The sequence below is a fragment of the Oceanobacillus sp. CF4.6 genome, from assembly GCF_051262635.1.
Classification (GTDB): domain Bacteria; phylum Bacillota; class Bacilli; order Bacillales; family Amphibacillaceae; genus Oceanobacillus.
In genome coordinates this window covers 202,311-226,402 of sequence record NZ_JBIMEX010000005.1, presented here as the reverse complement: position 1 = coordinate 226,402, position 24,092 = coordinate 202,311, and the positions used below count along the sequence as shown (strand labels likewise).

Annotated in this window: 27 protein-coding genes, 1 tRNA gene and 1 riboswitch; of the genes, 12 read left to right on the top strand and 16 right to left on the bottom strand. The window is 37.4% G+C overall.

Annotation, left to right across the window (positions count from 1 at the left end):
• The first annotated feature begins 64 nt into the window (after nucleotides 1-64).
• Nucleotides 65-538, top strand: a complete 474-nt coding sequence (locus tag ACHABU_RS10570; protein ID WP_435764803.1) for a CotO family spore coat protein — start codon at nucleotides 65-67, stop codon at nucleotides 536-538.
• 116 nt (nucleotides 539-654) lie between these two features.
• Here ACHABU_RS10570 and ACHABU_RS10565 read toward each other — a convergent pair whose 3' ends face one another.
• A complete protein-coding gene (locus tag ACHABU_RS10565) occupies nucleotides 655-1,125 on the bottom strand; it encodes a CotY/CotZ family spore coat protein (protein ID WP_435764802.1) in 471 nt (156 codons plus the stop codon).
• 276 nt (nucleotides 1,126-1,401) lie between these two features.
• Between ACHABU_RS10565 and ACHABU_RS10560 the strand changes: the two genes are divergently transcribed.
• Nucleotides 1,402-1,653 (top strand): hypothetical protein, encoded by a 252-nt coding sequence (locus tag ACHABU_RS10560; RefSeq protein WP_435764801.1) that lies wholly within the window; start codon nucleotides 1,402-1,404, stop codon nucleotides 1,651-1,653.
• 57 nt (nucleotides 1,654-1,710) lie between these two features.
• Here the strand turns inward: ACHABU_RS10560 and ACHABU_RS10555 are convergent, their stop codons facing one another.
• The 7 genes from ACHABU_RS10555 to ACHABU_RS10525 form a co-directional block, all read right to left on the bottom strand.
• On the bottom strand, nucleotides 1,711-2,421 hold the full coding sequence (locus tag ACHABU_RS10555; protein ID WP_435764800.1) for a YetF domain-containing protein: 711 nt from the start codon (nucleotides 2,419-2,421) through the stop codon (nucleotides 1,711-1,713).
• 145 nt (nucleotides 2,422-2,566) lie between these two features.
• Entirely contained in the window at nucleotides 2,567-2,989 is a 423-nt protein-coding gene (locus ACHABU_RS10550; protein ID WP_435764799.1) for a GNAT family N-acetyltransferase, read from the bottom strand.
• Nucleotides 2,990-2,996: 7 nt separating this feature from the next.
• On the bottom strand, nucleotides 2,997-3,509 hold the full coding sequence (locus tag ACHABU_RS10545; protein ID WP_435764798.1) for a YjcG family protein: 513 nt from the start codon (nucleotides 3,507-3,509) through the stop codon (nucleotides 2,997-2,999).
• 67 nt (nucleotides 3,510-3,576) lie between these two features.
• Entirely contained in the window at nucleotides 3,577-4,305 is a 729-nt protein-coding gene (locus tag ACHABU_RS10540) for an alpha/beta hydrolase (protein ID WP_435764796.1), read from the bottom strand.
• A gap of 155 nt (nucleotides 4,306-4,460) precedes the next feature.
• Nucleotides 4,461-6,278: an ABC transporter ATP-binding protein gene (locus ACHABU_RS10535; RefSeq protein ID WP_435764794.1), complete on the bottom strand. Its 1,818-nt coding sequence runs from the start codon at nucleotides 6,276-6,278 to the stop codon at nucleotides 4,461-4,463.
• Nucleotides 6,268-7,998 carry an ABC transporter ATP-binding protein gene (locus ACHABU_RS10530; RefSeq protein ID WP_435764793.1) on the bottom strand — a complete coding sequence of 577 codons (1,731 nt, stop codon included), beginning with the start codon at nucleotides 7,996-7,998 and terminating at the stop codon, nucleotides 6,268-6,270. The genes ACHABU_RS10535 and ACHABU_RS10530 overlap by 11 nt, the downstream gene beginning before the upstream one ends.
• 173 nt (nucleotides 7,999-8,171) lie before the next feature.
• Complete coding sequence (locus tag ACHABU_RS10525) at nucleotides 8,172-9,392, bottom strand: hemolysin family protein (protein WP_435764792.1); 1,221 nt, start codon at nucleotides 9,390-9,392, stop codon at nucleotides 8,172-8,174.
• Between the two features lie 246 nt (nucleotides 9,393-9,638).
• On the opposite strand from ACHABU_RS10525, the gene ACHABU_RS10520 reads away from it, so the two are divergent.
• A tRNA-Val gene (locus ACHABU_RS10520) sits at nucleotides 9,639-9,711 on the top strand.
• Nucleotides 9,712-9,880: 169 nt separating this feature from the next.
• On the opposite strand, the gene ACHABU_RS10515 is transcribed toward ACHABU_RS10520, so the two are convergent.
• Nucleotides 9,881-10,093 carry a hypothetical protein gene (locus ACHABU_RS10515; protein WP_435764791.1) on the bottom strand — a complete coding sequence of 71 codons (213 nt, stop codon included), beginning with the start codon at nucleotides 10,091-10,093 and terminating at the stop codon, nucleotides 9,881-9,883.
• 211 nt (nucleotides 10,094-10,304) lie between these two features.
• Nucleotides 10,305-10,351: riboswitch (PreQ1 riboswitch) on the top strand.
• A gap of 125 nt (nucleotides 10,352-10,476) precedes the next feature.
• Between ACHABU_RS10515 and queF the strand changes: the two genes are divergently transcribed.
• From queF to ACHABU_RS10500, 3 genes are all read left to right on the top strand, one after another.
• On the top strand, nucleotides 10,477-10,977 hold the full coding sequence (gene queF, locus ACHABU_RS10510) for a preQ(1) synthase (protein ID WP_435764790.1): 501 nt from the start codon (nucleotides 10,477-10,479) through the stop codon (nucleotides 10,975-10,977).
• Between the two features lie 88 nt (nucleotides 10,978-11,065).
• Complete coding sequence (locus ACHABU_RS10505) at nucleotides 11,066-12,094, top strand: hypothetical protein (protein WP_435764789.1); 1,029 nt, start codon at nucleotides 11,066-11,068, stop codon at nucleotides 12,092-12,094.
• 176 nt (nucleotides 12,095-12,270) lie between these two features.
• Nucleotides 12,271-12,663 (top strand): recombinase family protein, encoded by a 393-nt coding sequence (locus ACHABU_RS10500; RefSeq protein WP_435764788.1) that lies wholly within the window; start codon nucleotides 12,271-12,273, stop codon nucleotides 12,661-12,663.
• Here the strand turns inward: ACHABU_RS10500 and ACHABU_RS10495 are convergent.
• On the bottom strand, nucleotides 12,651-12,731 hold the full coding sequence (locus tag ACHABU_RS10495) for a putative holin-like toxin (protein ID WP_435764823.1): 81 nt from the start codon (nucleotides 12,729-12,731) through the stop codon (nucleotides 12,651-12,653). The genes ACHABU_RS10500 and ACHABU_RS10495 overlap by 13 nt on opposite strands.
• A 175-nt stretch (nucleotides 12,732-12,906) precedes the next feature.
• Nucleotides 12,907-13,323: a helix-turn-helix domain-containing protein gene (locus ACHABU_RS10490; protein ID WP_435764787.1), complete on the bottom strand. Its 417-nt coding sequence runs from the start codon at nucleotides 13,321-13,323 to the stop codon at nucleotides 12,907-12,909.
• Nucleotides 13,324-13,922: 599 nt separating this feature from the next.
• On the opposite strand from ACHABU_RS10490, the gene ACHABU_RS10485 reads away from it, so the two are divergent.
• Entirely contained in the window at nucleotides 13,923-14,564 is a 642-nt protein-coding gene (locus tag ACHABU_RS10485) for a hypothetical protein (RefSeq protein ID WP_435764786.1), read from the top strand.
• A gap of 241 nt (nucleotides 14,565-14,805) precedes the next feature.
• Nucleotides 14,806-15,471, top strand: coding sequence for a hypothetical protein (locus ACHABU_RS10480; RefSeq protein WP_435764785.1), 666 nt, complete (start codon nucleotides 14,806-14,808; stop codon nucleotides 15,469-15,471).
• A 105-nt stretch (nucleotides 15,472-15,576) separates the two neighbouring features.
• Here ACHABU_RS10480 and ACHABU_RS10475 read toward each other — a convergent pair whose 3' ends face one another.
• The 3 genes from ACHABU_RS10475 to ACHABU_RS10465 all read right to left on the bottom strand — a co-directional run bounded on the left by ACHABU_RS10475 (nucleotide 15,577) and on the right by ACHABU_RS10465 (nucleotide 19,194).
• On the bottom strand, nucleotides 15,577-16,842 hold the full coding sequence (locus tag ACHABU_RS10475) for a beta-ketoacyl-[acyl-carrier-protein] synthase family protein (RefSeq protein WP_435764784.1): 1,266 nt from the start codon (nucleotides 16,840-16,842) through the stop codon (nucleotides 15,577-15,579).
• 23 nt (nucleotides 16,843-16,865) lie between these two features.
• Nucleotides 16,866-17,348: an acyl-CoA thioesterase gene (locus ACHABU_RS10470; protein WP_435764783.1), complete on the bottom strand. Its 483-nt coding sequence runs from the start codon at nucleotides 17,346-17,348 to the stop codon at nucleotides 16,866-16,868.
• Between the two features lie 94 nt (nucleotides 17,349-17,442).
• The gene (locus tag ACHABU_RS10465) at nucleotides 17,443-19,194 is read right to left on the bottom strand and encodes a class I adenylate-forming enzyme family protein (protein ID WP_435764782.1); all 1,752 of its coding nucleotides are present in this window, start codon (nucleotides 19,192-19,194) and stop codon (nucleotides 17,443-17,445) included.
• A gap of 206 nt (nucleotides 19,195-19,400) precedes the next feature.
• Here ACHABU_RS10465 and ACHABU_RS10460 point away from each other — a divergent pair, with 206 nt between their 5' ends.
• The 4 genes from ACHABU_RS10460 (at nucleotide 19,401) to ACHABU_RS10445 (ending at nucleotide 22,188) form a co-directional block, all read left to right on the top strand.
• Nucleotides 19,401-19,961 carry a DUF6155 family protein gene (locus tag ACHABU_RS10460; protein ID WP_435764781.1) on the top strand — a complete coding sequence of 187 codons (561 nt, stop codon included), beginning with the start codon at nucleotides 19,401-19,403 and terminating at the stop codon, nucleotides 19,959-19,961.
• A 133-nt stretch (nucleotides 19,962-20,094) separates the two neighbouring features.
• Nucleotides 20,095-20,442 carry a zinc ribbon domain-containing protein YjdM gene (locus tag ACHABU_RS10455; protein ID WP_435764780.1) on the top strand — a complete coding sequence of 116 codons (348 nt, stop codon included), beginning with the start codon at nucleotides 20,095-20,097 and terminating at the stop codon, nucleotides 20,440-20,442.
• A 37-nt stretch (nucleotides 20,443-20,479) separates the two neighbouring features.
• Nucleotides 20,480-21,007, top strand: coding sequence for a DUF1456 family protein (locus ACHABU_RS10450; RefSeq protein ID WP_435764779.1), 528 nt, complete (start codon nucleotides 20,480-20,482; stop codon nucleotides 21,005-21,007).
• A 251-nt stretch (nucleotides 21,008-21,258) separates the two neighbouring features.
• Nucleotides 21,259-22,188, top strand: coding sequence for a hypothetical protein (locus ACHABU_RS10445; protein ID WP_435764778.1), 930 nt, complete (start codon nucleotides 21,259-21,261; stop codon nucleotides 22,186-22,188).
• Nucleotides 22,189-22,238: 50 nt separating this feature from the next.
• Here the strand turns inward: ACHABU_RS10445 and ACHABU_RS10440 are convergent, their stop codons facing one another.
• Complete coding sequence (locus ACHABU_RS10440) at nucleotides 22,239-22,877, bottom strand: NAD(P)-dependent oxidoreductase (protein ID WP_435764777.1); 639 nt, start codon at nucleotides 22,875-22,877, stop codon at nucleotides 22,239-22,241.
• A gap of 57 nt (nucleotides 22,878-22,934) precedes the next feature.
• Nucleotides 22,935-23,786 (bottom strand): VOC family protein, encoded by an 852-nt coding sequence (locus tag ACHABU_RS10435; RefSeq protein WP_435764775.1) that lies wholly within the window; start codon nucleotides 23,784-23,786, stop codon nucleotides 22,935-22,937.
• Between the last annotated feature and the right edge of the window lie 306 nt (nucleotides 23,787-24,092).

Here is a 24,092-nt window from a genome sequence, read left to right as displayed (position 1 = left end):
CATAACATTTTATTTAATGGGTTCATATAATGGGTTGAGGAAAGAAGGAAGGAGAGATTTATACATGCGTGAGAAAAAAAAATACGCCAATGATCCGCTGCTTTATATTCATCAACCGAATATTGGGAATGCACAGGCTCCGATGCAACATAGTTATTTGAGCAGCAGGAAAAAGGCTAAGCAAGAACGTTCTACCGCAGATGAGGTGGTGACGGTACCCAAAAAAGTGAACAGACGGCAAACTTCTTTTCAAAAGGAATTAAAAACGGAAGAACCTCATCAGGTGAAAGATAAAGAAGAAGCACCTAAAAGAAAGAACTTTAAGGAAATGGATATTCCCGAAAAGATTAATTATTTTTTAAACCGTCCGGATTTTGCACCACAGGTAAGATGTGAAATAAAGTCAAATGGGAAAAACTATCGGGGAATTGTAACAGGCTTTGAGGAGAATAATGTATTTATAAAACCAACGAACCGAAAAACAGCTGTACAAATTGCAATGGATGAAATAAGTGATGTGCAACTACTTGGCTTTTAAGGTAAGTTCTTACAGTTTATAGATTTTGTGGCAAAAGTATTAATCTGCTAGAAATAGCCTAAAGAAAAGCACCATTGAGGAGTATTTCTCCTTCAATGGTGTTTTTAATTTGCTTATTAGTTGTTGAATGCACTAATTGCTGGAAGACAAGTTACATGACAGAAGCAATCAAGATCAACAGTTAGGCAGATTCCAGTAGCTTCCAAGTTATGCGTGTCTTGGTCTGTAGGATCTTTAAGATGATCATGCCCACAAGTTTCGCCGTCTTTCAACAGTAATTCAAGAACCGCACAGTTATCATCGTCTACTTTTTTAACTCTGAATATAAAGCTTGCAACGATTTCACCAATACCACCGTTGTGTCTTGGAGCACCGAATCCTTTAAACGGTTTACAGTCTTTGCAATATAAAATAACTGGTACTGTATCTAAACCATTAACCGCGTCAGTCTCACCAAGTAACTCACTGATTGACTGCTCACAACTCGTGTCACAGCAATTTTCCACGATATCATTTTGTGCTTCTACGATGTCTTTTAAAATATCTGCTACACAGTTACCTGTATCGAATTTTTTTCCACAACCCATGAAAAATAACTCCTTTCAAAAAATGATTTTACTTTCCTTATAGGATATGTGTCATGTCTTGGATGGTGTGGGCATATGTATGTTTTTAGCCCTAATCAAGGGTAAGGAGAATCGAAAAGACAGTCACATATAATATATAGAAGCTCAAAAATATTTGAAATAACGGTTATTTTAATAAAAATAGGGGTATAGAAGTAGATAAGCCACAAAACAACAGCCATAAAATGATATATTTATACGTATTATATTTTGAATAATCTGATAGGGGTGAGGAGAATGGGGTATATATTGCCTGTAGACCATTATCAATATAATGATTATCAAAAACGAGTTGTGCAACAACAGAAAAATAATCATTTTATTGAAGGGCCATTTAAAGTGGTTCTGGATAGACAGCATCAGGAATTCTCAAGCAAGTATGACGCATTAAATAGAAGCACCGACCAAAAATTACAACCTCGGAATGCATCAGAAGAATTAATCGGATTGTTGACGGGTAAGGGGAGGCATTTTAGTGACTTTGTTTAATCAAAACTAAAAAACACTCATTTTAAGTAATGAGTGTTTTTTTCATGCCAACATGTTTTAATCCAAGTCCCATTTTTGATGATTTCTATTTAGGATGGGGTGCACCAACAGATCCGTGTTCTTTACGTATTCCACATAAAAAATTTCCTCAAGATGGTCGTAACCTTGTTCCTTTAATTTTTCGATCAACCATTCCTCTGTAAGATTTTTCTCTTTCAGATTATCGTAAATAATCTCGCCATCATTGACTAATGTTGTCGGTAAACTTACATCATGTGGAGAGAGCTTCATATCTTTTCTACTCGGCGTCTGATAGTCAGATTTTTTCATCACAGAAATGGTTCCATTTGCTTCTAAAATTCCAAATTCAACTTCCTGTAAAGAGAATATATCTTTTGTGCGGAGCAAATGTTGAAGTTGATTTAAATCGAGTTTGTTTTTTTTCATCGTATCACGAATAAGCTTCCCGTTATAAATAACAATTGCTGGATTGCCTTCAATTAAATGTCGTGTACCTTTAAATTTCTGAGTAATGATTTCCGTACCGTATAATAATGTTCCATATACAGCAACTACGAAAGCAATTTCAGGAATACCAGCTTTCTCATCGAATAATGCATTCCCTACGAGTTCTCCCAATAATAAGGCAGAAATAAAATCAAAAGGAGTAATCTGATTGATTTGTGATTTCCCCAAAATTTTTGTGATTAAAAATAAAGCAAAAAAGCCAAAAATTGTTTCAAAAAACATCGACAAATATCCAGACATATGATCCAGTCCCCTTACAATTTACATTCAAGTTTTAGGGTAACCGAGATTTCTAGAAACATGTATGAAGATGGTTGTAAATTGATTGAAATGAAATGGAAGGGCAAGAAAAAAGCGCGCCACATAGGATGGCACACTTTTGTTCTTATAGTTTTTTAATCATTGTTACATGTGGTATTCCTGCATCAAGAAACTCGTCTGATACTGTTTCATACCCTAGTTTTTTATAAAACGCTTCTGCATGCGTCTGTGCATTTAGTTTTGCTTTTTTATAACCTTTTTCTGTAATGACTTTCTCCATTTCAAGAATGATTTGTTTACCGTAGGATTTCCCGCGGTAATCTTTGAGCACGCAAATTCGCTCAAGCTTTCCGTATTCGTCAACAAAACGGAGGCGGCTTGCAGCAATAGGATGATTATTATCATAAGTTAAGAAGTGTGTTGCCGATGCATCATGCTCATCCAGTTCTTCTTCCGGGGGGACGTTTTGTTCTTCGACGAATACTTTCATTCTTACTTTATATGCGTGTTCAAGTTCTTCTCTCGTGTTTACTTTCTTCGTGTTCATAGCTTATTTATTCCTTTCCAAATACAAATGTTTCATAAACGGTCCAGGAACCGTTGTCAAGCTGATATAGCAATTGGAAGCGATCTACTTGATCTTCAAGATGAAATTCTTCCATTTCCAATCTGCCGAAAACATCTGAATACTCATCATCCAAAAGATCCTGTGCAATTGTTATATGTGGAACGAATGGATGCTTATTTGTGTCCTTAAATTTACCTGTATTCATTTTTTCGTGTAAATCGAGCAAAACCTGAATCGGTTCTACCTTGAAATAGATCGTATTCGTTATCGGCGCAAATGATCGAACTTTATCAATATTGATCGTGAATGGTTCTATCGAGTTTGCAATGGTCTTGAGCTCAGAAATTAATTCATTAAGTTTATTATCGTCTGCCTCAAATTTCTCCTTCAGTGTAATATGGGGCGGAATCCATGAGTAGTGTGGGTCATAACGTTTTCTGAATGCATTTGCCTGATCCTGAATTGGTTTCGATGGGAAAATAGCAATACCATAATTCATGAGAAAACCTCCTGTAAAATAGGATATGATTTACAATCAGTATAGCAAAAATTGTATTAGAAAAAAATTAATTAAACATCGTTGTTAATACACAGGGCATATCTTTTTGCCAATATTTCCAAGTATGCTCTCCGGATTCTATTTCATAATAATGATACGTAGAACCTTTTGCATTCAAAAGGTCATTTAACTCACGGTTAGGCTTGAGAAAATCAGCTGTATTTCCATCCGTCATATTTACTTTGGTTTCCTGTTCGCCAATGGTGTGGTAAATATCAATGGCGTGCAGATTGTCCGTGTTGTTTTTGACCAAATTTAATACTTTCTCGTCAACGTAAGGGGATTGCATAATGACTTTACCAAACGTGTTTGGGTATTTGATTGCAGTCATCAATGCTAATGTGCCTGCCAGGGAGTCTCCCATTAACGCTCTTGATTGTCCCATATGATAGGTTGGAATGAGTTCATCCAATAAAGGTACGACTTCATTAACGAGAAATTTCGTATAGGCTTCATTTTGTTCCCCACTCGGATGATATTTTTTTCGACGGTCATGTTTATCCTGGTAATGAATACCCGCAAATACCGTATTCGTTATTTCGTGACTGTCATGAAGTTTGTCGCTTAATGTAGCAACCCTTCCCATTTGAAAGTAGTCATTTCCATCTTGCATCATACAGATATTATATTTATACAGAGGGGAGAATGCCTCTGGCTGATATATCTTTAAAGTCATTGTTTCCTGTAAGTATTTACTTTCGATTTCTTTCTCTACCATCGTACCTTTTCTGCCCAAACGTATCCACCTCATTTTGATTATCTGTGTACATGCTTACCCTTAGTCTATCATTAAAAAGTTATGCCTGTCACGCTCGACAAGAATGGGGAAGGGTAGTATAGGTCGACAAAATATGACAAAATCCGGGAAGTGACAGGCACCATAGTGGCAGCTTAATTCAGTTGGCCTTTATAGAGTTGGTAGTATTGGCCTTTTTGTTTAATGAGTTGTTCATGGTTGCCTTTTTCTATGATTTCTCCATGTTCGAGCATAATGATTGTATTTGCTTCCTGGATGGTATTTAACCGGTGGGCAATGACAAAACTTGTTCTACCAGCCATCAGTCGTTCTAATGCATCCTGGATTTTCAATTCAGTAATCGTATCAATATTACTTGTTGCTTCATCCAGAATGAGAATGGAAGGCTCTGCTAGCAACGCTCTGGCAATTGTAAGCAATTGTTTCTGACCCTGACTGATACCACTGCCATCCTGATCAAGGATCGTGTCATACCCATTAGGCAACTTCACAATGAAGTCATGTGCATTGGCATCCTTTGCGGCATTTTCAACTTCTTTATCCGTCGCTTCCAATCGACCATACCGGATATTATCCCAGATCGTTCCATGAAAAAGGAAGGAGTCCTGTAAAACAAAGGCCATTTGCTGACGAAGGCTGCTACGCTTAATATCTTTTATATCAACCCCATCTAAGGTGATTTTCCCCTCATCGTAATTATAAAAGCGGGAGATCAAGTTGATGATTGTTGTTTTACCTGCTCCTGTATGACCAACAAAAGCAACCGTCTCACCGGTTTGCGCTTCAAAACTGATATTATTCAGTATTTTCGTCTCCTCGTAACCGAATGAAACATCTTCAAATTTAATATTCCCATTTGTACTGGAAATCTCAATTGCTTTCGTTTCGTCTATTTCTTCCTGTGTCTCATCCATGACATTAAATACGCGCTCTGCACCAGCAATTGCTGACAAGAGGACATTAAACTGATTGGATAATTCATTAAGCGGACGAGTGAACTGACGGGCATATTCGGTGAAAATAACGATCGTACCAACAGTGACCAGCTGCTGATCGTAGACAATGACGAGAATACCACCAACTAATGCAATTAATCCAAAACTAAGGAAGTTTAACATATTCATGACCTTTGGAATTAAACCAGAAATGGCAAGTGCCCAGAAACCGGTATTCTTCAGTTCGTTATTTCGTTGTTCAAACTGTCCAATAACCTTATCTTCCTGTGAATAGGTTTTAACTACATGCTGACCTGAAACTATTTCTTCCACATAACCGTTGACTTCCCCTAACTTCCTTTGCTGCAATTTATATAATGGACCCGTACGTTTCGTAATCCACTTCATCGCAAAGAACATAACCGGAACGACGGACATTGTTACTACAGTCAGGATAGGACTTAAATAAAGCATGACAGCAATTGTCCCAACCAAGGTGAGGACACTGGAAAAAATCTGTATAACGGATTGATTCAATGTATTATTGACATTATCAATATCATTGGTTAATCGGCTCATCAGTTCACCATGCTGCCGCTTATCAAAATAGGAAATTGGCAAACGATGGAATTGTTTAAACAGATCCTTACGTAACGTGTATACCGTATTTTGGGCAATGCCAATCATCCAAAAGTTCTGCAAGAAAATCGATAGAGAATGAAATAAATAGATAACGATTAAACTGATTAATAGCATGCCAAGGCCTGCGGTTTGTTGCATTACGATAAAATCATCAATGGCCATACCGACTAAGAAAGGACCGAGAAGAGCTAAACCGGAGCTAGCCATTACCATGAGGATGACAAGCGTGAGCTTTGCTTTTTCCACTGCTAAATAATTCCATATCCGTTTTAGTGTCGCACCCATATTTTTGGCTTTTTTCTTATTATCTGTTGTTATATTCTCAATTGGAATTCTTTCATATTGAAAAGGAGCTTTTAAGGAACTATTTGACATGTTCATACTCCTTTCCGAATTGGGATTCAACAATCGTTTTATAGAGTTGTGACGTTTTTAGTAATTCATCATGTGTACCAATATTAAGAATTTCACCTTCATCGAGAAGTAAAATTCGATTGGCACTACTTGCTGTGGAAACTTTTTGCGTAATAATAAAAATGGTACAGTTGTATTTTTCAAGCGCATCGAGTAATCGTGATTCTGTAGCTAAATCAAGTGCACTTGTACTATCGTCCAACATTAAAATTTTCGGTTTTCTGATTAATGCACGGGCGATGGATATACGCTGTTTCTGCCCACCAGATAAGTTAACACCCTTTTGGCCAACTCTTGTTTCATACTGATTGGGCAGATCCATAATGGTCTCGTGAATTTGGGCATCCTTTGCAGCTTGAATAATCTCTTCGGTCATCGCATCTTTTTTACCCCATGCAATATTATCTGTTATTGTACCGGAGAATAAGAGAGGGCTTTGCGGAACATAGCCAATACTCCCTCGAATCTGTTCAAATGAATAAGAAGTAATTGGTTGGTCGTCCACGAATATTTCCCCGTTATCGACATCATACAAACGTGGCATAAGTTGGAACATCGACGTTTTACCAGAACCTGTCGCACCAATAACTGCAAGTTTTTCTCCACCGTTAACAGTGAATGAAATATCCTTTAATGTCGGGTTGTCAGCTCCTGGATAATGGAAGGATACATTTTTGTATTTAACTTTACCATTTTTAACTGCCATTTCCTGATCTGCTTCCAGGTTATCCAATAGGTCTACATCAAGTGATAGCACTTCATCAACACGATATGCCGATGCCTTTGTTCTGGAAAGGGCCATTATAATAAAGGAAAACATGGAAATGGCCATGGCAACACGAAGCGCATAATTCACCATTGTAACAACTTCACCAACATTTGCTTGCCCGGAGATCGATTGGGTATTTCCAAACCAGATAATGAAAATAATACTCATATTCATCACAAAGAGTAGAACAGGTGTCGAGGATTCTACAAAACGGAATGTTTTACGGGTTGTGTCTGCCAAGCCGGCATTTGCTTCCGTAAAACGAGTCGCTTCATAATCACGTCTTGTAAACGCCTTAATCAAGCGCATCCCTGCAAGATTCTCCTGCATGACTCGGTTCACATCATCAACTTTTCCCTGGACTTTGGTAAAAAGTTTACTGGCAATTTTAAGGACCCATAATAAAAACAAGACGAGCAGTGGTACCGTTACTAGAAAGACTACTGCCAAGCTTGCATTAACCACAAAGGCCATGATGACGCCACCAACTACTGTCAGTGGCGATTTTGCCATAATACGTAACGCCATAAATACCGTATTCTGAATTTGCCTAATATCATTGGTAAATCTAGTTACCAGTCCTGAAGTTGGATACTGATTTAAGTTGGCGAAGGAAAATTCCTGGATCTTTTCAAATAACTTCTGACGAATATCATACCCGAACGCGAAACTTACATGCGAGGAGAAAAATGAATTTAATACACCAGCAATTAAGGAAACAAATGCGAGGCCAATCATGATGCTTCCCCACATAACAATATTATTAATATCCTTGTTCATCACTCCCTGATCTATCATCAACCCTAGAAACAAGGGAAGAAGTAATTCCACCGACAGTTCTACAAGCATCAGTAAAAAGGCTATAACAGCCTGGAGTTTATAGGGTTTTAAAAAGGAAAAGACATTTCTCAAAAACGATCGACCCCCATTCTCAGATACAGACAATTTTCTACTATTATAAGGGCATCCCGGGATTTTATCCAGTATTCTATTTCGTGTATCGAAGTGTATTTGGGAGTAGATAGCAAGATTTTCCCACTCAGAAAATAAAAGAAACTCACCCCTTGAATAGGTGAGTTTCAGGTTTATTTAATAATCTGCACTTTCCGAATGGTTCTACCTTCTAGTTCCATTATTTTAAAAGTCAAATTCTCTCTCTCAATCGTTTCTTCCTTTTCAGGGAAATCATTAAATTCCTTTAATAAATATCCTGCGAGCACATCTTCTTCTTCGGGCAAATCTATATGAAAAATGGTGTTTAGACGGTGCAACGTAATTTTACCTTCACATATAATTTCTGTTTCTGTTAGCTTATCAACCATCTGATCAATCTCAATATCTATTTCATCTTCAATTTCCAGTCCAATCATTGCTTCAATTACATTTTCATGCGTTAATATACCTTCTGTTCCACCGTATTCATCCAACACGATAGCCATATGCTTTTGGTCAATTGTCATTTTCTTTAAAACCCATTCCATGGAATGAAACTCATATAAAAGAAGCGGATCGTTATCACTGAAAGTTTTAAGTGATTTTTCGGGTTCTGTAGACCATTGTATTAAATACTTGGAATGAAATACAGCAATGATGTTATCAATATTCTTTCTGTGAACAGGATATCTTGTGAACGGATGATGCATGACAATTTCCCTGACTTCATCATATGTAGCTGTACTTGGCAGAGAAATAATTTCTCTCCTTGGTGTTTGTAGAACATCTTTTACATTTAGATTCTGAAAGTCAAGTACACCTTTAATACGAAAAGTTTCTTCTTTTCGGAAAGTTCCCTCTAAGCCGGCAATGTCAATCATTGCATGGAAATCTTCTTTCGAAATGGATACCGTGCTCGTTTGTCCTTTTGAAAGCGTCTTGGTAATCACTCCAGTTAACCAATTCAAAACAATCGTTATCGGTTTCAAAATAAAGATAGCAACTCGTATAATTGGATAAACAAGATATGCAATCTTATTAGGAAAAGCTGCAGCAATCGATTTCGGAATTACCTCAGAAAAGATAATGATGATGATAGTCAAAACAGCGGTTGCCAGAGCTACATCGATACCATACTGAAAAGCCAGTGTGGTAACAAGTGTCGGTAATACAATGTTTGCTATATTATTTCCAATTAAAATGGATGTAATAAATTCACTCGGCTTCGATACCAGTTTTAACAACTTTGCAGATTTTTTATCTCCATTGTTAGCCTTGGTTTGTAACCTCATTTTATTTGTTGCCGTTAGTGCGGTTTCACTTCCTGAAAAGAAAGATGAAACGAATAATAATAGGATGATCGCGATGATCACAAATGTTTCCTCCTTGATTTTACATCAATTAAGTATACACAATTTCTACTCTCTTAGATAGAAGAATGATGATAGCAATTGAAGTGCCATAACTGCGAATAAAAATTTCTAAAGCATAATATACAATCTGATAATAATATTTATCCTTCATTATTCATGAAATATCCATTCCTGTCCAAAATATTGAAGATTTAATATTGACAGTTTGATTCAAGGAAGTTATAGTTTTAATTATCCATTATATTCGATTCCGTAGCTCAGCTGGGAGAGCGCTACCTTGACAGGGTAGAGGTCGTTGGTTCGAGCCCAATCGGAATCATACTATTACAAAGGTCTGTACTCTTTTTTTTGGAGCTACAGGCTTTTTTTATGTTTGGCGATATTAATAATGGCTAGGCGTATTTGCCTAGCCATTATTAAGTAGCTGTATGATCTAAAATTGGAATTAGATTTTTGAAGTGAGGTTTGGTAACAACTCAGCAAAAGTTTTATTTCTTCAGTCTGTATTTATGCTCATCCTTTTCTACAATATCTTTTTTTACTAATGTATTGACGTTTTTCATGACTTGCCGATATACCTTTTCATCGGTTGTCAGTTCCTCCATGGATACTGCTGCTGGGTATCTCTGTTGTAGTTGAACAAGTATGCTTACTTCAATAAGATTAAGTTTATGTTCTTTTGCGATTTCTAAGTAGTTCATTTATTTGTCTCCTTAATCTATGTACGTGATTACTTTAGTGATAATTGTAGCAAATAAAAAAGAGGTTCGAAAATGTAAATATTACCATTTTATTGTTTCTTATGTAACTATCCTCCTATACAATTCAAAATATAGGAAGCAAGAGAACCGTCCCCGTGCTTCCTTTTTGGGTGTGATTTGTGGTATGATAGTTGTTATATAGTATACGTTTGCGGAAGAGGTTCATAGCTGATACCCTCTATAAAAAACTATGGATACTTGACTATAATGCCATGTCCATATCGGATGTGGCTTTTTTTATTGATCCGTTGTTTTGTTAAGCTTAGGGGGAGACCAATCCCCGTAAAACGTGAGCAAACATTTTATATTAGGGGGATTTTTATATGTCTGGCCGTATTGATAAAGAAGGATTAAAGGATTTAACTTTGCTTGGAAATCAGGAAGTAAATTACTCATTTGATTATGCACCCGAAGTTCTGGAATCGGTTGATAATCTGCATTCAGATCGTGACTATTTTGTAAAATTCAATTGTCCGGAGTTCACCAGTCTTTGTCCAATAACAAACCAGCCGGACTTTGCGACGATGTATATCTCTTATATACCAAATGAGAAAATTGTGGAGAGCAAATCATTGAAATTATATTTATTCAGCTTCCGTAATCATGGGGACTTTCATGAAGACTGTGTCAATATTATTATGAATGATTTAATTAAATTATTGGATCCAAGGTATATAGAGGTTTGGGGGAAATTTACGCCCCGTGGAGGCATTTCAATTGACCCGTGGTGTAACTATGGGAAATCCGGAACCAAATACGAAGAAATGGCAAATCATCGTTTAATGAATCATGATATGTATCCGGAAAAAATTGATAATCGGTAAGGGACTTATATGGAATTAATGTACAACTTAACGCTTGCTTTAGTAATGAAAGTAAGTACGTATTATGATTGAAAATGGTGAAATATTTATGGTTAATTTAAAAATAATTAATCCCGCTTCCGGTGCCATCGTAATGGCGCTGGGGATTTTTCTTTATGGTACAATTGAAGCTTTCCCTTTTTTAGATCAAGCATTGGGAGAAGTATTAACGGTTGGTCTTACGATAATTGGAATTGTTATTTATACAGCACTTATTCGTCAATTTTTTCATAAGGGCTTCTTGTTTCCTTTTTTAAATAATCCAGTGAACTCTTTTGTGATGGGAGCATGGATTGCCGGTATCTCGGTTTTGTGTAATGTCATTGCGAAATATTTCCCTGAATTAGACGCAGTACTTCAAGTTATTGCGATGATAAATACTTTTCTTTGGTTACTTTTCCTCGTGTGTTGTATCTATAATTTTAAACAGCTATGGGGGAAGCCAACGAAACATTCGATTCATGGAGTAGTCTTGCTGTCAACTGTTTCAACACAATCCATCGTTATTGTATGGATAGAACAGTTTTCGTTTCTTTCAAGTGGGTTAGTCATTTCTGTTATATCTCTGGGCTTATTATTTTATTTGTGTGGTACATTACTGATCTGGATCCGTTATAGTAATCAAAAAAATTGGTCGCTCACAGAGGATTGGACAAACACAAATTGTATTATTCATGGTGCTTTGTCGATTACTGGCTTGGCGATTGTTTTATCAAAAGTAATGTCGCCTTTATTTATTATGTTTTTTTGGCTGTTTGTGTTTATATTACTGATAATTATCGAAGCTATCGAAATTACAAGGGCAATAAAGCGAGTCAAGGAATTTGGTTGGGAAAAGGGAATTTTCACGTACAACATTAGTCAATGGTCAAGAAATTTTACCTTTGGTATGTTCTATGCCTTTACGATGACAATCCATGAGACTCCTAATTATATGAATATGATGTATGGCTTTCACGAATTTTTCTTAACACTGTGGGCGTGGATTGTATTCGTAATGCTCATAGGTGAGATTATATTATGGGCTGAATCGCAATTTCACTTTTTTGAAAGAAGTAGAAAAGATAGGGCAGTTTGACTATGTAAATAGAAAGTCAAAAATAAGAAGGGTTAGTCGCCCACTGTTTTAGCAAGTAAAGCAGTGGGCGACTGGCCCTTTTTTCAGTTCGAGGATGTATAGGCTTTATACTTTTTGATAATAACTAGGATACATAGAGCGGCAATATTTGAATTGAAGGTAGGTGGGAAGCAATAGTGAATACAAAAAAGCCCAGGACGGGATTATTGTACACCCAGAGAACAATTCAACCAGTAGAGAATATCGTTAACATAGAGGCCAGAATAGAAAGATTCCTTAAAATAAGCAACATCGAACGGTTAAAAACCTTTAGTGATATTGGTTATTCCAACATAATGAGACCTGGACTGAATGAACTTTTGAAATACCTTGCCAATACAGAAGAGAATATTGATATTGTTGTATTCTATTCTTTTGATCGGTTAGAAAGAGAGAAGAGAAGAATTAATTTTGTTATGCCTAGATTGAAGAAATCTGTAGAAGACGTTATCTATATTAAAAATTTCCCTGACAGGTCAGAAATGGATGAAGAAACAAGAGAGGGAAGTGAAATAAGTTATTTTGTGTGATCTGACAATACCGCAACCAATAATGTTCCAAATGAAATCATTAGGACCAGCGATTCGAATACTGTCATTTGTCGTCCCCCCTTTCCTTCAAAGTCGGAGACAAATTATTCCTATTTGGATTTAAAAGCTAGCCATAATGTTTTTGATATGTTAGTTAGGATTTTATTATGTTTAATGATATGTGACGGTGTGCATGTCCTATTCCATTTAATTACAAAAACAAAAAAGATTAAGTCATTAAACTTAATCTTCTTCTAAATAAATGCATTGATGTAAGGGTGGACATCCAAGGACAAACCAAATTTTGATAAATAGTTCGAGGCGGGGTTGAGACACGTTATTGAATATTTTACTAATATTTGGCGGCTGCATGTTTAACTGATCAGCAATATCTTTAATATAAATCTTCTTTTGTTTCGCTATTTCTTTAAATCGATTTTTTATGCAAGGTTGTCGTTGATTTTCACTAAATGGATTGATTAAATCAAAATGTTTAATTTGTTCCATTTTATCAATGATACTACCGACGATAAATTCCTCAATTTTATAATTGTCACTTCGATTTTTATCACGGTGGCGGTTGATTAAATTTTCCAGTTCCGTTATTTCTCTTATCTGTTCGTATGTCTCGTCTTTTAGCTTAATTGTTATTTCCTTCACGTATAAATCACCTCAGAATTGGAAATTTTATAACTGAAAGGATGATAAAAATGACAAATGATAAACATAATGATAAAGATGAGGTTATCGAAATTATCCATGATACCTTTGATAAAGGCAGAAATGGTTTTTTAAATTAAGTTCTTATAGGACAAGCCTAAAAATTAGTTGCAGCACATAGATGCATCATTCCAGAGGAGAAGATACTCCTCTTAGTTACATATTCGTTACCTTGTCCAAAAATTCCATTTAGGTAAATTTTCTTACTGGATTCAAGGCTCTTTCGACTTTTGCAGTAATAAAATATGGCCTCCTGAATGAAGAAACCCAACAGTCATTCGATTGATGGGTTTCTTCAGATACTTTTTATTCAATATAATCTTTTATATTTGTTTAACCATCTATTCATAATTGTTCCTCCTCATTACTCGCTCACTAAAAGAATGTCAACATTAAATAGAAGATAAAAGAGTACTATCATCCTTTTCAATTTAAATTGAGAGATGAAAATATTTTATAAAATTTTATCAGAAATACAGAGATATTTTTCACTAGAGGGTCATAATAAAGATACCGACTAAAGAAAGGTGGGAATTTGTATGCATTTAGAATGGTTTGACAGAGTTTGTGGTGAGCTGCAGGATAGTCTTAATTCAATTTGTGAGAAATATGATGAAACTGGAAGGATGTCAATTGAGCGTGGGGCAAGACATCCGAGAATTGACTTTTTTGTGGAGACGGATGAGGTTGATAGAGATTATTTCTGCTCACTTTTCTTTGATCCACATAATGAGGAATTCTATATTCCGTCTTATGAACCGGAACTTGGTCATGTTAGTAAAGTAGTGCTGGCTGATATAGAGGATATTATTGATGCCGTTCATGAAAGTTTCCATAATTATATGGATGACGATTTTACCGAAGATGAACGGATTGATGATGAAACTACTATTGGCGATTCAGACGAAATAGTCGTAGGAGAATTCGACGTAGAATGGGAAACTCCAGAGGTGACTGCTTATATAGAGGAAGATGAAGAAGTGGAAGTATCGTATCAATTCGGAATCGTTCAGGAAACGGGTGATGGTGTGTTAAAAAGAACCAACCGTATCTGGACAGAGGATGAGGATTTAATAAAAGATGAACAACACTTTATTTTCAGTAGGGATGAAGCAAGTACCATAATAGCGATGATTGCGAGTCATATGGACGCATTGAGTCCGATGGATTATCAGGAATAGATATGAAAAAGGGACTACCTAAAATTGGGTGAAAAAAATTCTTGAAAACGGTTTAAGTTGATATGGCAATCTATTAGTTTGGTGCACTTCGATGATTCGTATAAAACAGGAAAGGAAACACATCCTATCCTTAAGGTAAAAATCCCCATGGTTTTGTATGTATATTAGAAATTTAAAAATCATTTTGAAATTGAATTTTATTTCGAGCTTAATAAGGATTACTTGAAAGGTGGGAGCTTGTATGCATTTGGAATGGTTTGACAGAGTCTGTGGAGAGTTACAGGATAGTCTAAATTCAATGTGTGAAAAATATGATGAAAATGGCAGGTTGTTAATTGAGCGTGGGGCAAGACATCCGAGAATCGACTTTTTTACCGATAGTGGGGAAGAGGATAGGGATTATTTTTGTACGCTATTTTTTGATGCACCAAATGAAGAGTTTTATATTCAGTCCATCGACCCCTATTATGGTCATGTCAGTAAGGTAGTTCTTAAGGATATAGAGGACATTATTGATGTCGTTCATGAAAGTTTCCATCATTATATGGATGATGATAACCTTACTGAAGAAGAAATCATAGTTGATGAGACAAATTTTGATGAGTTAGATGAATCAGATGAAATGGAAGAAGATGAATTATTTTTAGAAGAAATAGATGTAGATTGGGAAACTCCAGAGGTAACTGCTTATTACAAAGAAGATGAAGCACAAGTATCTTATCAGTTTGGGATTGCGCAAGATTCTGGTGAAGGTGTCATAAAGCGAATCAACCGTATATCTACAGGTGATGAAGATATGGTAGAGGATGAAACAATCATTACGTTTAGTAAAGAAGAAGCAAGTACACTGATAGCCATGATTGCGAGTCATATGGGGTCACTGAATACGATGGAAAATCATGCATAGATAAATAAGGGGAGAGCTGCCTGAAGTTGGGTGGCTTTTTCTAGTTTGAGGAAAAAAAGCGATACGAAGTAGCAGTAACTACTTCGTACCTGTAAGTGTGTAGATCTATCGTTGTGCCTGCCAGATTAATACCCCGTTTTGTCCGCCAAAACCAAATGAATTACTGAGTGCTGTTCGAATGTTTTGCTTACGGCTGACATTTGGGACCACATCAATTGGTGCCTGCTTGTCTCGCACATCACAATGTAATGTGGCAGGTAGAATACCGGTTTCTATTGCCTTAATGCTAGCGACACTTTCAATCGCACCAGAGGCACCAAGAAGATGGCCGATGGCACCCTTAATCGAACTGACAGGAATCGTATCCAATCGCTCACCGAATATTGTACGAAGCGCTTTCGTCTCGGCAATGTCACCTGCCTTGGTTGATGTTGCATGTGCATTGATATAATCGATATCCGATGCTTCTAAATTGGCGGAGCGTAGGGCACGTTTAATAGCTAATGCAGCACCTGTGCCTTCTGGATGTGGAGCTGTATCATGATACGCATCATTGGAAGCACCATATCCAGCCAACACAGCATGTATATGTGCTCCCCGTTTTTTGGCTTTTTCTAATGGCTCCAGAACAAACAATGCTGAACCTTCCCCCATAAGCATACCATTCCGATTTTCATCAAAAGGACGGGACCAGGTCGTTTCGTCTTCTGGTCCCGTTGTCGCAAGTGCTCCCATATCACGTAATCCGGATAAGAAGGCAGGAGACCATAAACTGTCTACACCACCTGCAAGGACAAAGTCCACATCGTCACGCCAAAACCAGAAAGTGGATTCTCCAATTGAATTTGCAGAAGCTGCACAAGCTGTAACATGTGTGACAGAAGGGCCTTGGAATCCATATTGCATCGCAATCGTTGCGGCTGCAGAATTCGGGATGCATTTTGAAATCATACGTGGTCCAACACGTTTTGATGCGCCCGTAGCTAATTTTCCGGATCCTTCTTCAAGAGACTGAATGCCTCCAAAGGCAGAACCAAGCGATGTTCCAATTCGCTCTGGGTCGATGCCTGGTGCGAGTGTTACGCCATCCTTTTGGAGAATACCTGCATTTGTGAGTGCTTCAGCTGCTGCAATAAGTGCAAGCTGTGTAAATCGATCTGTATTTTTAATGAGTTTCTTTGGTAAGAAATCGGAAGGTGTGAAATTTGGCACACGTGCTCCCACAGGTGACCATTGTCGAAGATGCTCATCTTCAACTGGACCTACCGCTGTACGGTTGGCTATCAAATTATCCCAAAATGTCGAAAGTCCAACACCATAGGGGGTCACAGTCCCCATTCCAGTCACTGCTATTTTCATTGGTTCATTCATAATAAATTCCCCTTTAAATTGACTTATTTTGAAAACTCTTCCGATTGAAGCAACGCATACACTTCAGGAGCTACCCTGTCAATCCGAGCTGGCTTCCATTCCTGATTGACCCATGTATGCAGCGTCGTTCCACTAGCAAGAAGTTCGCCATGTGGTGCGTCAATTTGGCCGGATGGAGGCAATTGAGTAGAGAAAGACGACGCATCGCCAATCCTTCTGGCCTCATAGTCAAACTGTAAACGCACTTTGGAAAATTCGCTTACTTTTGTAAACATAGCAATGACATCATCATAGCGACCAGGTTTGATAAAATTAATATTTAGGTCAACGACTGGCAACAAAAGTCCCATGCTTTCCATCTTGCTGTAGGCAAACCCAGCATTACGCATCCATTCGGTACGCCCAACTTCAAATAAGCTTACATAATTGGCATGATGAACGACACCCATCTGATCTGTATCTTTATACTGTACACGCATTATTTGTTGATGCCATGTATTATTCATTTTTTAACGCTCCTCCTGTGTTAACTCCATCATCCTTGTTGCTTAGAAAACTTTATTTCCTGCGGTTTTAGTCCACCCACGTGCTAACCGGCGCTTATGCTTTTGCTCCTGAAAGTCTTTTTTCTGCTATGTCCCTTAAACGAAATTTCTGTACCTTGCCAGTACTCGTCATCGGCCAATCAGTTGGCTCGACAAACCAAACATGGCGCGGAGTTTTAAAACGAGCGATGCGGGTAGAACACCAATTAATAATATCTTTCCGTGAGCAGGATTCCCCTGTTCTTAACTCTATAAATGCAGCACCAGATTCAGTTGTTACAGTATCTGGGACCCCCACAATTGAGACCTGGTTAACTGCAGGATGTCTTGAGATAACTTCTTCGACTTCGTTAGGCGAGACTAATTCTCCAGAAACCTTATATAAATCTTTACTTCTGCCAAGGAGTTCGATGTAACCATTTTCATCAATTCTTCCAACGTCACCTGTACGTAACCATCCGTCTTTATCAATCACTTCAGCAGTTTCTTCTTGTTTCTTATAATAACCATGTGTGACCGTTGTTCCTCTGACTGCAAGTTCACCAACTGAGCCATATGGTAATGCTTCACCTGTGTCCCGGTTAATTGTTTTGTATTGTACGGTACTGCCATTAAACTCTGGTACTGCACTTATACCACCAAGTTTTGGACGTCCAACCCTTGATGAAACAAGTTCAATCGGATCACCGATCTCTGTGGTAACTCCGGATGAGGCCACTTCTGTTTGACCATAACCGGTAATAACTTCTGTCAAGCCAAGTAAATCTACTGCTTTTTTCCATATAGGAACTGGAGTGGGTGCAGCACCGCACCACATTGCAAACAGGTTTGACAAGTCAAACTCGGATACACGTGGATGGTTCAGTAATGGTACGAGCATGGACGAGACACAAAGAAAATCATTCGCTTTGAATTTCTCCATCATTTTCAAGGAAGCAAGTGGCGAGAAATTCGGAGGCGATACGAGTGACCCACCGACAAAGGACATCGCCAAAATGCCCTCAATAAGATTAAAGCAATGATGGTAGGGCAAAGGCGCATATGTCACACGTCCATCCTCAATTGCTCTACTCATACAGGTACTGTAGGCTGAACGCAATAGCATTTCACTTGTAAGCATAACGCCTTTCGATTTTCCAGTAGACCCAGATGTATAGATAATCGCTGCCACCTCATCCGGATAGTCGGATTCATTCCGTCTTTGTTCGAGCTCCTCGTCTGGAACGGATTCTGTCCCTTTACAAAATCCATCCCACGATTGAAAACGCTCATCCAGCGGCTCTTTTTCATCTGGAATGCAGATCACCTGTTGTAATTGGCTCTCTTTGCGAAAAGCAGGATCATCCAGTAATTTTGCGATGGATTCACCGTGTTTATTTCCCTTAATGGATTGTTGCGTAATCAAAAAGCGAGAATCAGATTGACTAATTATGTAGGCCAGTTCATCTTTACTGAGCATTGTATTAATGGGAATGAAAACAGCACCAATAAGTGAAGAAGCAATCATGAGGGATGGGTATACTGGTTGATTCTCCATTAATATGGCGATGTGATCCCGTCTTTTCACTCCAAGATTCAAAAATGCTTTCGCAAAGTGATAAGCATTTTGCCAAGTCTCTCCATATGTAGCTGTCTCATCTGGCATGTGTATGAAACGTCTTTCGTTATATTTTTCGCAAGCCTTTGAGAAATGAGTAGCAAATGTATCCCTTGGCCAGACTGGAAACTGCTTTTCAAGTGCATTACGTCTTTCATCAACACCTTGGCGCCTTGGGATATTTGAATTTATTTTCGTACTTATTGGCATATAATAGGACCTCCTCTTGATTTAGTGGAAAAAATTGAACATTTAAAGTTTATTATATAGCTTTAATGGTGTACCTACAAAAAATTCTACTTGTACACCATATTTTGGTATGTTTTAGTAAGTGTTAAATCGTTACCTCTGGAATGATATAATAGAGGTTAATAGTTAGATAGAAGAACAGCACGATTAGGCTAGGAGGAGTAGTAATGGCAAAGGTAACGCAACTGGATATTCCAGAACTAAAAAACAAGTTAAAGGACTACGATCAAAAAGAGCTTATTCATCTTATCGCTGAATTATATGAACACTATGATGACGTACAGCATTATCTGTCTGATAAATTAAGTAGGAATGAGACGATTCCGGAATTGTATGAGGAAGCAAAGGAAGAGATAGAAAGTGAGTTCCATACGGATAATGGGTTTGGAAAGATGCGCTCTTCAAAAGTGAAAAAGGCAATTAATAACTTTAAAAAGGCCACCAAAGATCATGAAAAAACGCTTGACTTAATGTTGTATTATGTTGAAATTGGTACAACATTCACAAATACATATGGGGATATCGATGGAAAATTTTATGCGGATATGGAGTCCATGTACGAAAAAGTAGTAGTAGCGTGTGAAAAGGATGAAGATTTATTTAATGACCTCAAGGAACGATTATATGCTGTTGTCATTAACTCAGATTCTATTGGATGGGGATATCATGATTCGATAAAGGAACTCTATGATTCCATTGGATGGGAAGATGATAGGAAAAGAAGGTAGTGACACGGATTGATGGAATTTCAGGACTGTGCCTTTAAAAATTCCGGACTGTCAGTTGCTATCGCATTATAACTGTAATAAAATTGATATTCGATAACTAACATACAACAAAATAAAAAAGGAGTCCAAAAAAATGCACAAATTACCTGATTGCCCGAAATGTCAATCTGAATATACATATGAAGACGGGGCACTATATATCTGTCCCGAATGTGGACATGAGTGGACGGCTGAAGCGGAAGCCGAAAACGAGGAAAACAAGGCTACAAGAGATGCCAACGGAAATGTGCTAGCAGATGGTGACACCATTTCGATTATGAAGGACCTGAAAGTAAAAGGTAGCTCTAATCCACTTAAAATGGGAACAAAAGTGAAAAATATCCGAATTATTGATGAAGTAGATGGAGGGCATGACCTCGAAGGTAAAGTGGACGGTTTTGGAGTGCTTTATATCAAATCAAAATTTGTGAAGAAGCTGTAGTTTGGTTCAAATAGTCATTATCTAGGAGGATTTAAACATGGATATGAATAATAATGATATCTTAATTAGATTAAGATATGCTTTAGATATAAAAAATACGGATATGGTAAAGATATTTAAACTTGGTGGCATCGAAGTAACAAAAGAAGATGTGCTAAAGATTCTTACAAAATCAAAGGACCGTTACGACGAAGAAATTGTCGACGATAAAGATATGGATGAGGAGCATATTCCCTGTGATAATTTCATGTTGGAGTCATTTTTAAATGGGCTTATTATATTTAAACGAGGAAAAAAAGATCCAAAACCCGGGCAACCTGAAAATCCTCCAATGACAATCAAGAGTAATGCTAGTGTGAATAATGTATTATTGAAAAAATTGAAAATAGCACTCACATTAACTAGTGAGGATATGCTCGAAATATTGGAAGAAGCGGGAGTTGTTATTGCAAAAGGGGAACTAAGTGCCATACTTAGAAAAGAAGGACATACTAATTATAGAAAATGCGGAGACAGATACGCTAGAAATTTCTTGAAAGGACTAGCAATAAAATATAGGGACTAGGGAGAGGAAACTTGTCTGCCTATCTATTCATTTATGGGTTAGGGAATTTTTTTCCTAACTTTTTTAAATTCCTCCAATTCCACTTTTTCCTCCCTTTTTATCTGGGATTTTTAAATAGTAATCGGAAGTAATTCGAGATAAATTTTATTTTTAGTGTGATAAGCATGTAGAAATAGCTTTTTTATGCGAACAGGGGTTCTTGACTTTGGATTCTAAATAGCTTATCTTGTAGTTAATTAAGGTGATAATATATGCCAAGAGAACCACGAAGGATCAGTCGTAGTGGAATCTATCATGTGATGTTACGAGGAGATGGGTTTATGCCAAATCATAGACAGTATAATTTCGAAAGTGAACAGAAAGATGGAAATAACCGTCAGAAGCAAACCGAAGTGAAAACTTGGGTACATACGTTTTCGCATCCTGACGAACATAAGGAATTTATGGAAAAATTTAAGATTGCTTCTCAATTTGAGATGCGTTACCGTGGTCTTCTTGAATTTTATGGAGCTGATTTAATTGCGTATAAACGGAAGAATATGGCAAGTCAACACGTAAATGAATTTCTTCATATTCTATCAAAATTTTTTACAGATCATCTTGAAGATAATTGTCCTTCTTCCTGGGATGAATGTCAGTCCACATTTTGGGAAGAATTTATTTCCACATGTTATCCACAATATATGAAACTATCCACCAAACATAACGAATCCGAAATTTTCCTCACTCAGCTTATAAAATTTGTTAAATGGCTTGATAAACGTAGCGGAACAACATGCTACACAGTCGTAAAGGAGTACGCGGAAAATAATGCTTCAGAACTTCGTAATTGCGAACAGTTATTAAATGAACTACATTTACATTCATTTCCTCGATTACATGCAGGAGATTGGAACCCAATGGAAGACATATCCAGAATTGAAAATGAATTACAGGATTGTGATGACACGATAAATAGCATTTTTGAAGTAGAAAGTATAGCTGGGAATTTAGTTACTCTCTGTGACATTGATTCAACAAAAACGTATCAAGTTACAGATTTCCCTGCAGAAGATGTCCGTCCAGGAATCTTACTTGAAGGTACAATTGGTAGGAAGAAGTATGCCTTTTATTGGCTGTGGTATCATATCGAGGGGGTTTATCCTCAAATAGCTCAAAAATATATAAGCTTTGAAAATTAGGGGGAGACAGAGGAACCTTCTGGTGCGAGGTTCCTCTGTAACTCAGTCCCTTACTCAGCTTCGCCAACCACCGTAAATCTTTCATTTAGATGTTTTGGATTTTCAATTTCATCCAAAACGGCGATTGCATAGTCAGCGTAGCTAATGTAACTTTCGCCCTTTGAATTAACAAGTAGATTATCTTTTCCTGACTGATATGAACCGGTACGCTTTCCTTCCGCATCAAAGATGGCAGAAGGGCTAATGAATGTCCAACTTAGATTTTTTGTTTCCTGTAGTTCCTCCAGATTGCGTCCTTGTCCTTTTGCAGTTGCTTTAACTACATCTGGAAAATCGGGAGTATCGATAACCTTAACCGTTTTAGCTTCGTCGACATAAAGGCTGCCCGCACCTCCGACAACGATTACTCTTGTGTCTGTTCCTTTAGCAGCCCCGATCAAAGCATGACCGGCATCCACATGTGCCTGTTCTTCCCCAATTGGAGCACCAAAGGCATTTACAATTACTTCAAATTGTTTTACATCCTCTGCTGTAAGGTCTAAAATATTTTTTTCAATAACTGTAACATTTTTATCGGTAAGTTTTGAGGCATCTCTTACTATTGCTGTTACCTGATGTCCCCGATTAACCGTTTCTTTCAAAATAAGATTACCTGCTTTTCCACTTGCTCCAATAACTGCAATATTCATTATTATTTCCTCCAATAGCTATTTTTTATCTTTGAAAATCCCTAATATCCACGAATGTTAAATTGCTAAAACAATACGATTCCCAGAAGGATCGTGAGTAATAAACGTATCTTTTTCTTCTGCAACAGATGCACCAATATTTATTAAGTGTCCCACCACTTGGTTCCTCTCTTCCGAATTCGGAAAAGTAAGTGTAAATGATTCCAGGCCAGGGCTATTAACAGGAGGAGTTGGTGCATCTAAACCATTCCATGTATTTAATCCAATGTGATGGTGATAGTTACCAGTAGAGATAAATAGTGCTTGTCCTCCATAGCGGTTTACAACATCAAATCCAAGTCCCTCTCGATAAAACTGTTCTGTCTTCTCCAATTCGGATACATGTAAATGGATATGACCCATGACCGTGCCAGCTGGTAGACCACTCCAGGATTGCTCTGGAATCAAGCTCGTAGAAAGATCTTCAAAATCTAGCGGATCTACTGTCATGGCTACTTCTCCATTGTTCCAGTTCCAGACAGAAGGCTCACGATCGATATAAATTTCAATGCCATTTCCATCGGGGTCTTTTAAGTAAAGTGCTTCACTGACAAGATGATCGGATGACCCGAATCGAATACCCTTTTCATTTAGGTGATCGACAATATTCGCCAAATCTGACCGTTGAGGTAAGAGAATGGCGAAATGATATAGGCCTGTCGACTTTCCTTGCTTTGGTATAGCGTTTTCTGGTTGTTCCAATGACAAGATGCTTGTTTTTCCATCGGTCGTTAATATAGCTGATGTTTGATTTTGTTCTAAAATTTGAAAACCAATAACCTCTTGATAATATTTTAAAGACTTCTCTATGTTTTCAACTTTAATTCGTACATGGCCCACAAAAGTATGTGGTTTACTGTGAAAATTCATTATTTTGTCTCCTTACCTGTTTAATTATATTATTACCGCTTTTAGTAGCTATTATTTGTTACTTTATGTAAGTAAGTATATTTGTGTAATAGCATTTCGTCAAGTAGCTTGTTTATGGTTAAAAGAAATGGCGAGTTAGCTATTTCAGCAGGAATTAAAATGGAACGAGGTTATAGTTAAACTGTACCATAAGGATTGTCTTACATTTCAATCGACACATTTGAAAGTAGTAGGGATGTAGGGTCACTAAACAGTCCCAGAGCTGGTGGGACAACAAACCGGACCCTCTGTACCCATAAAACAACC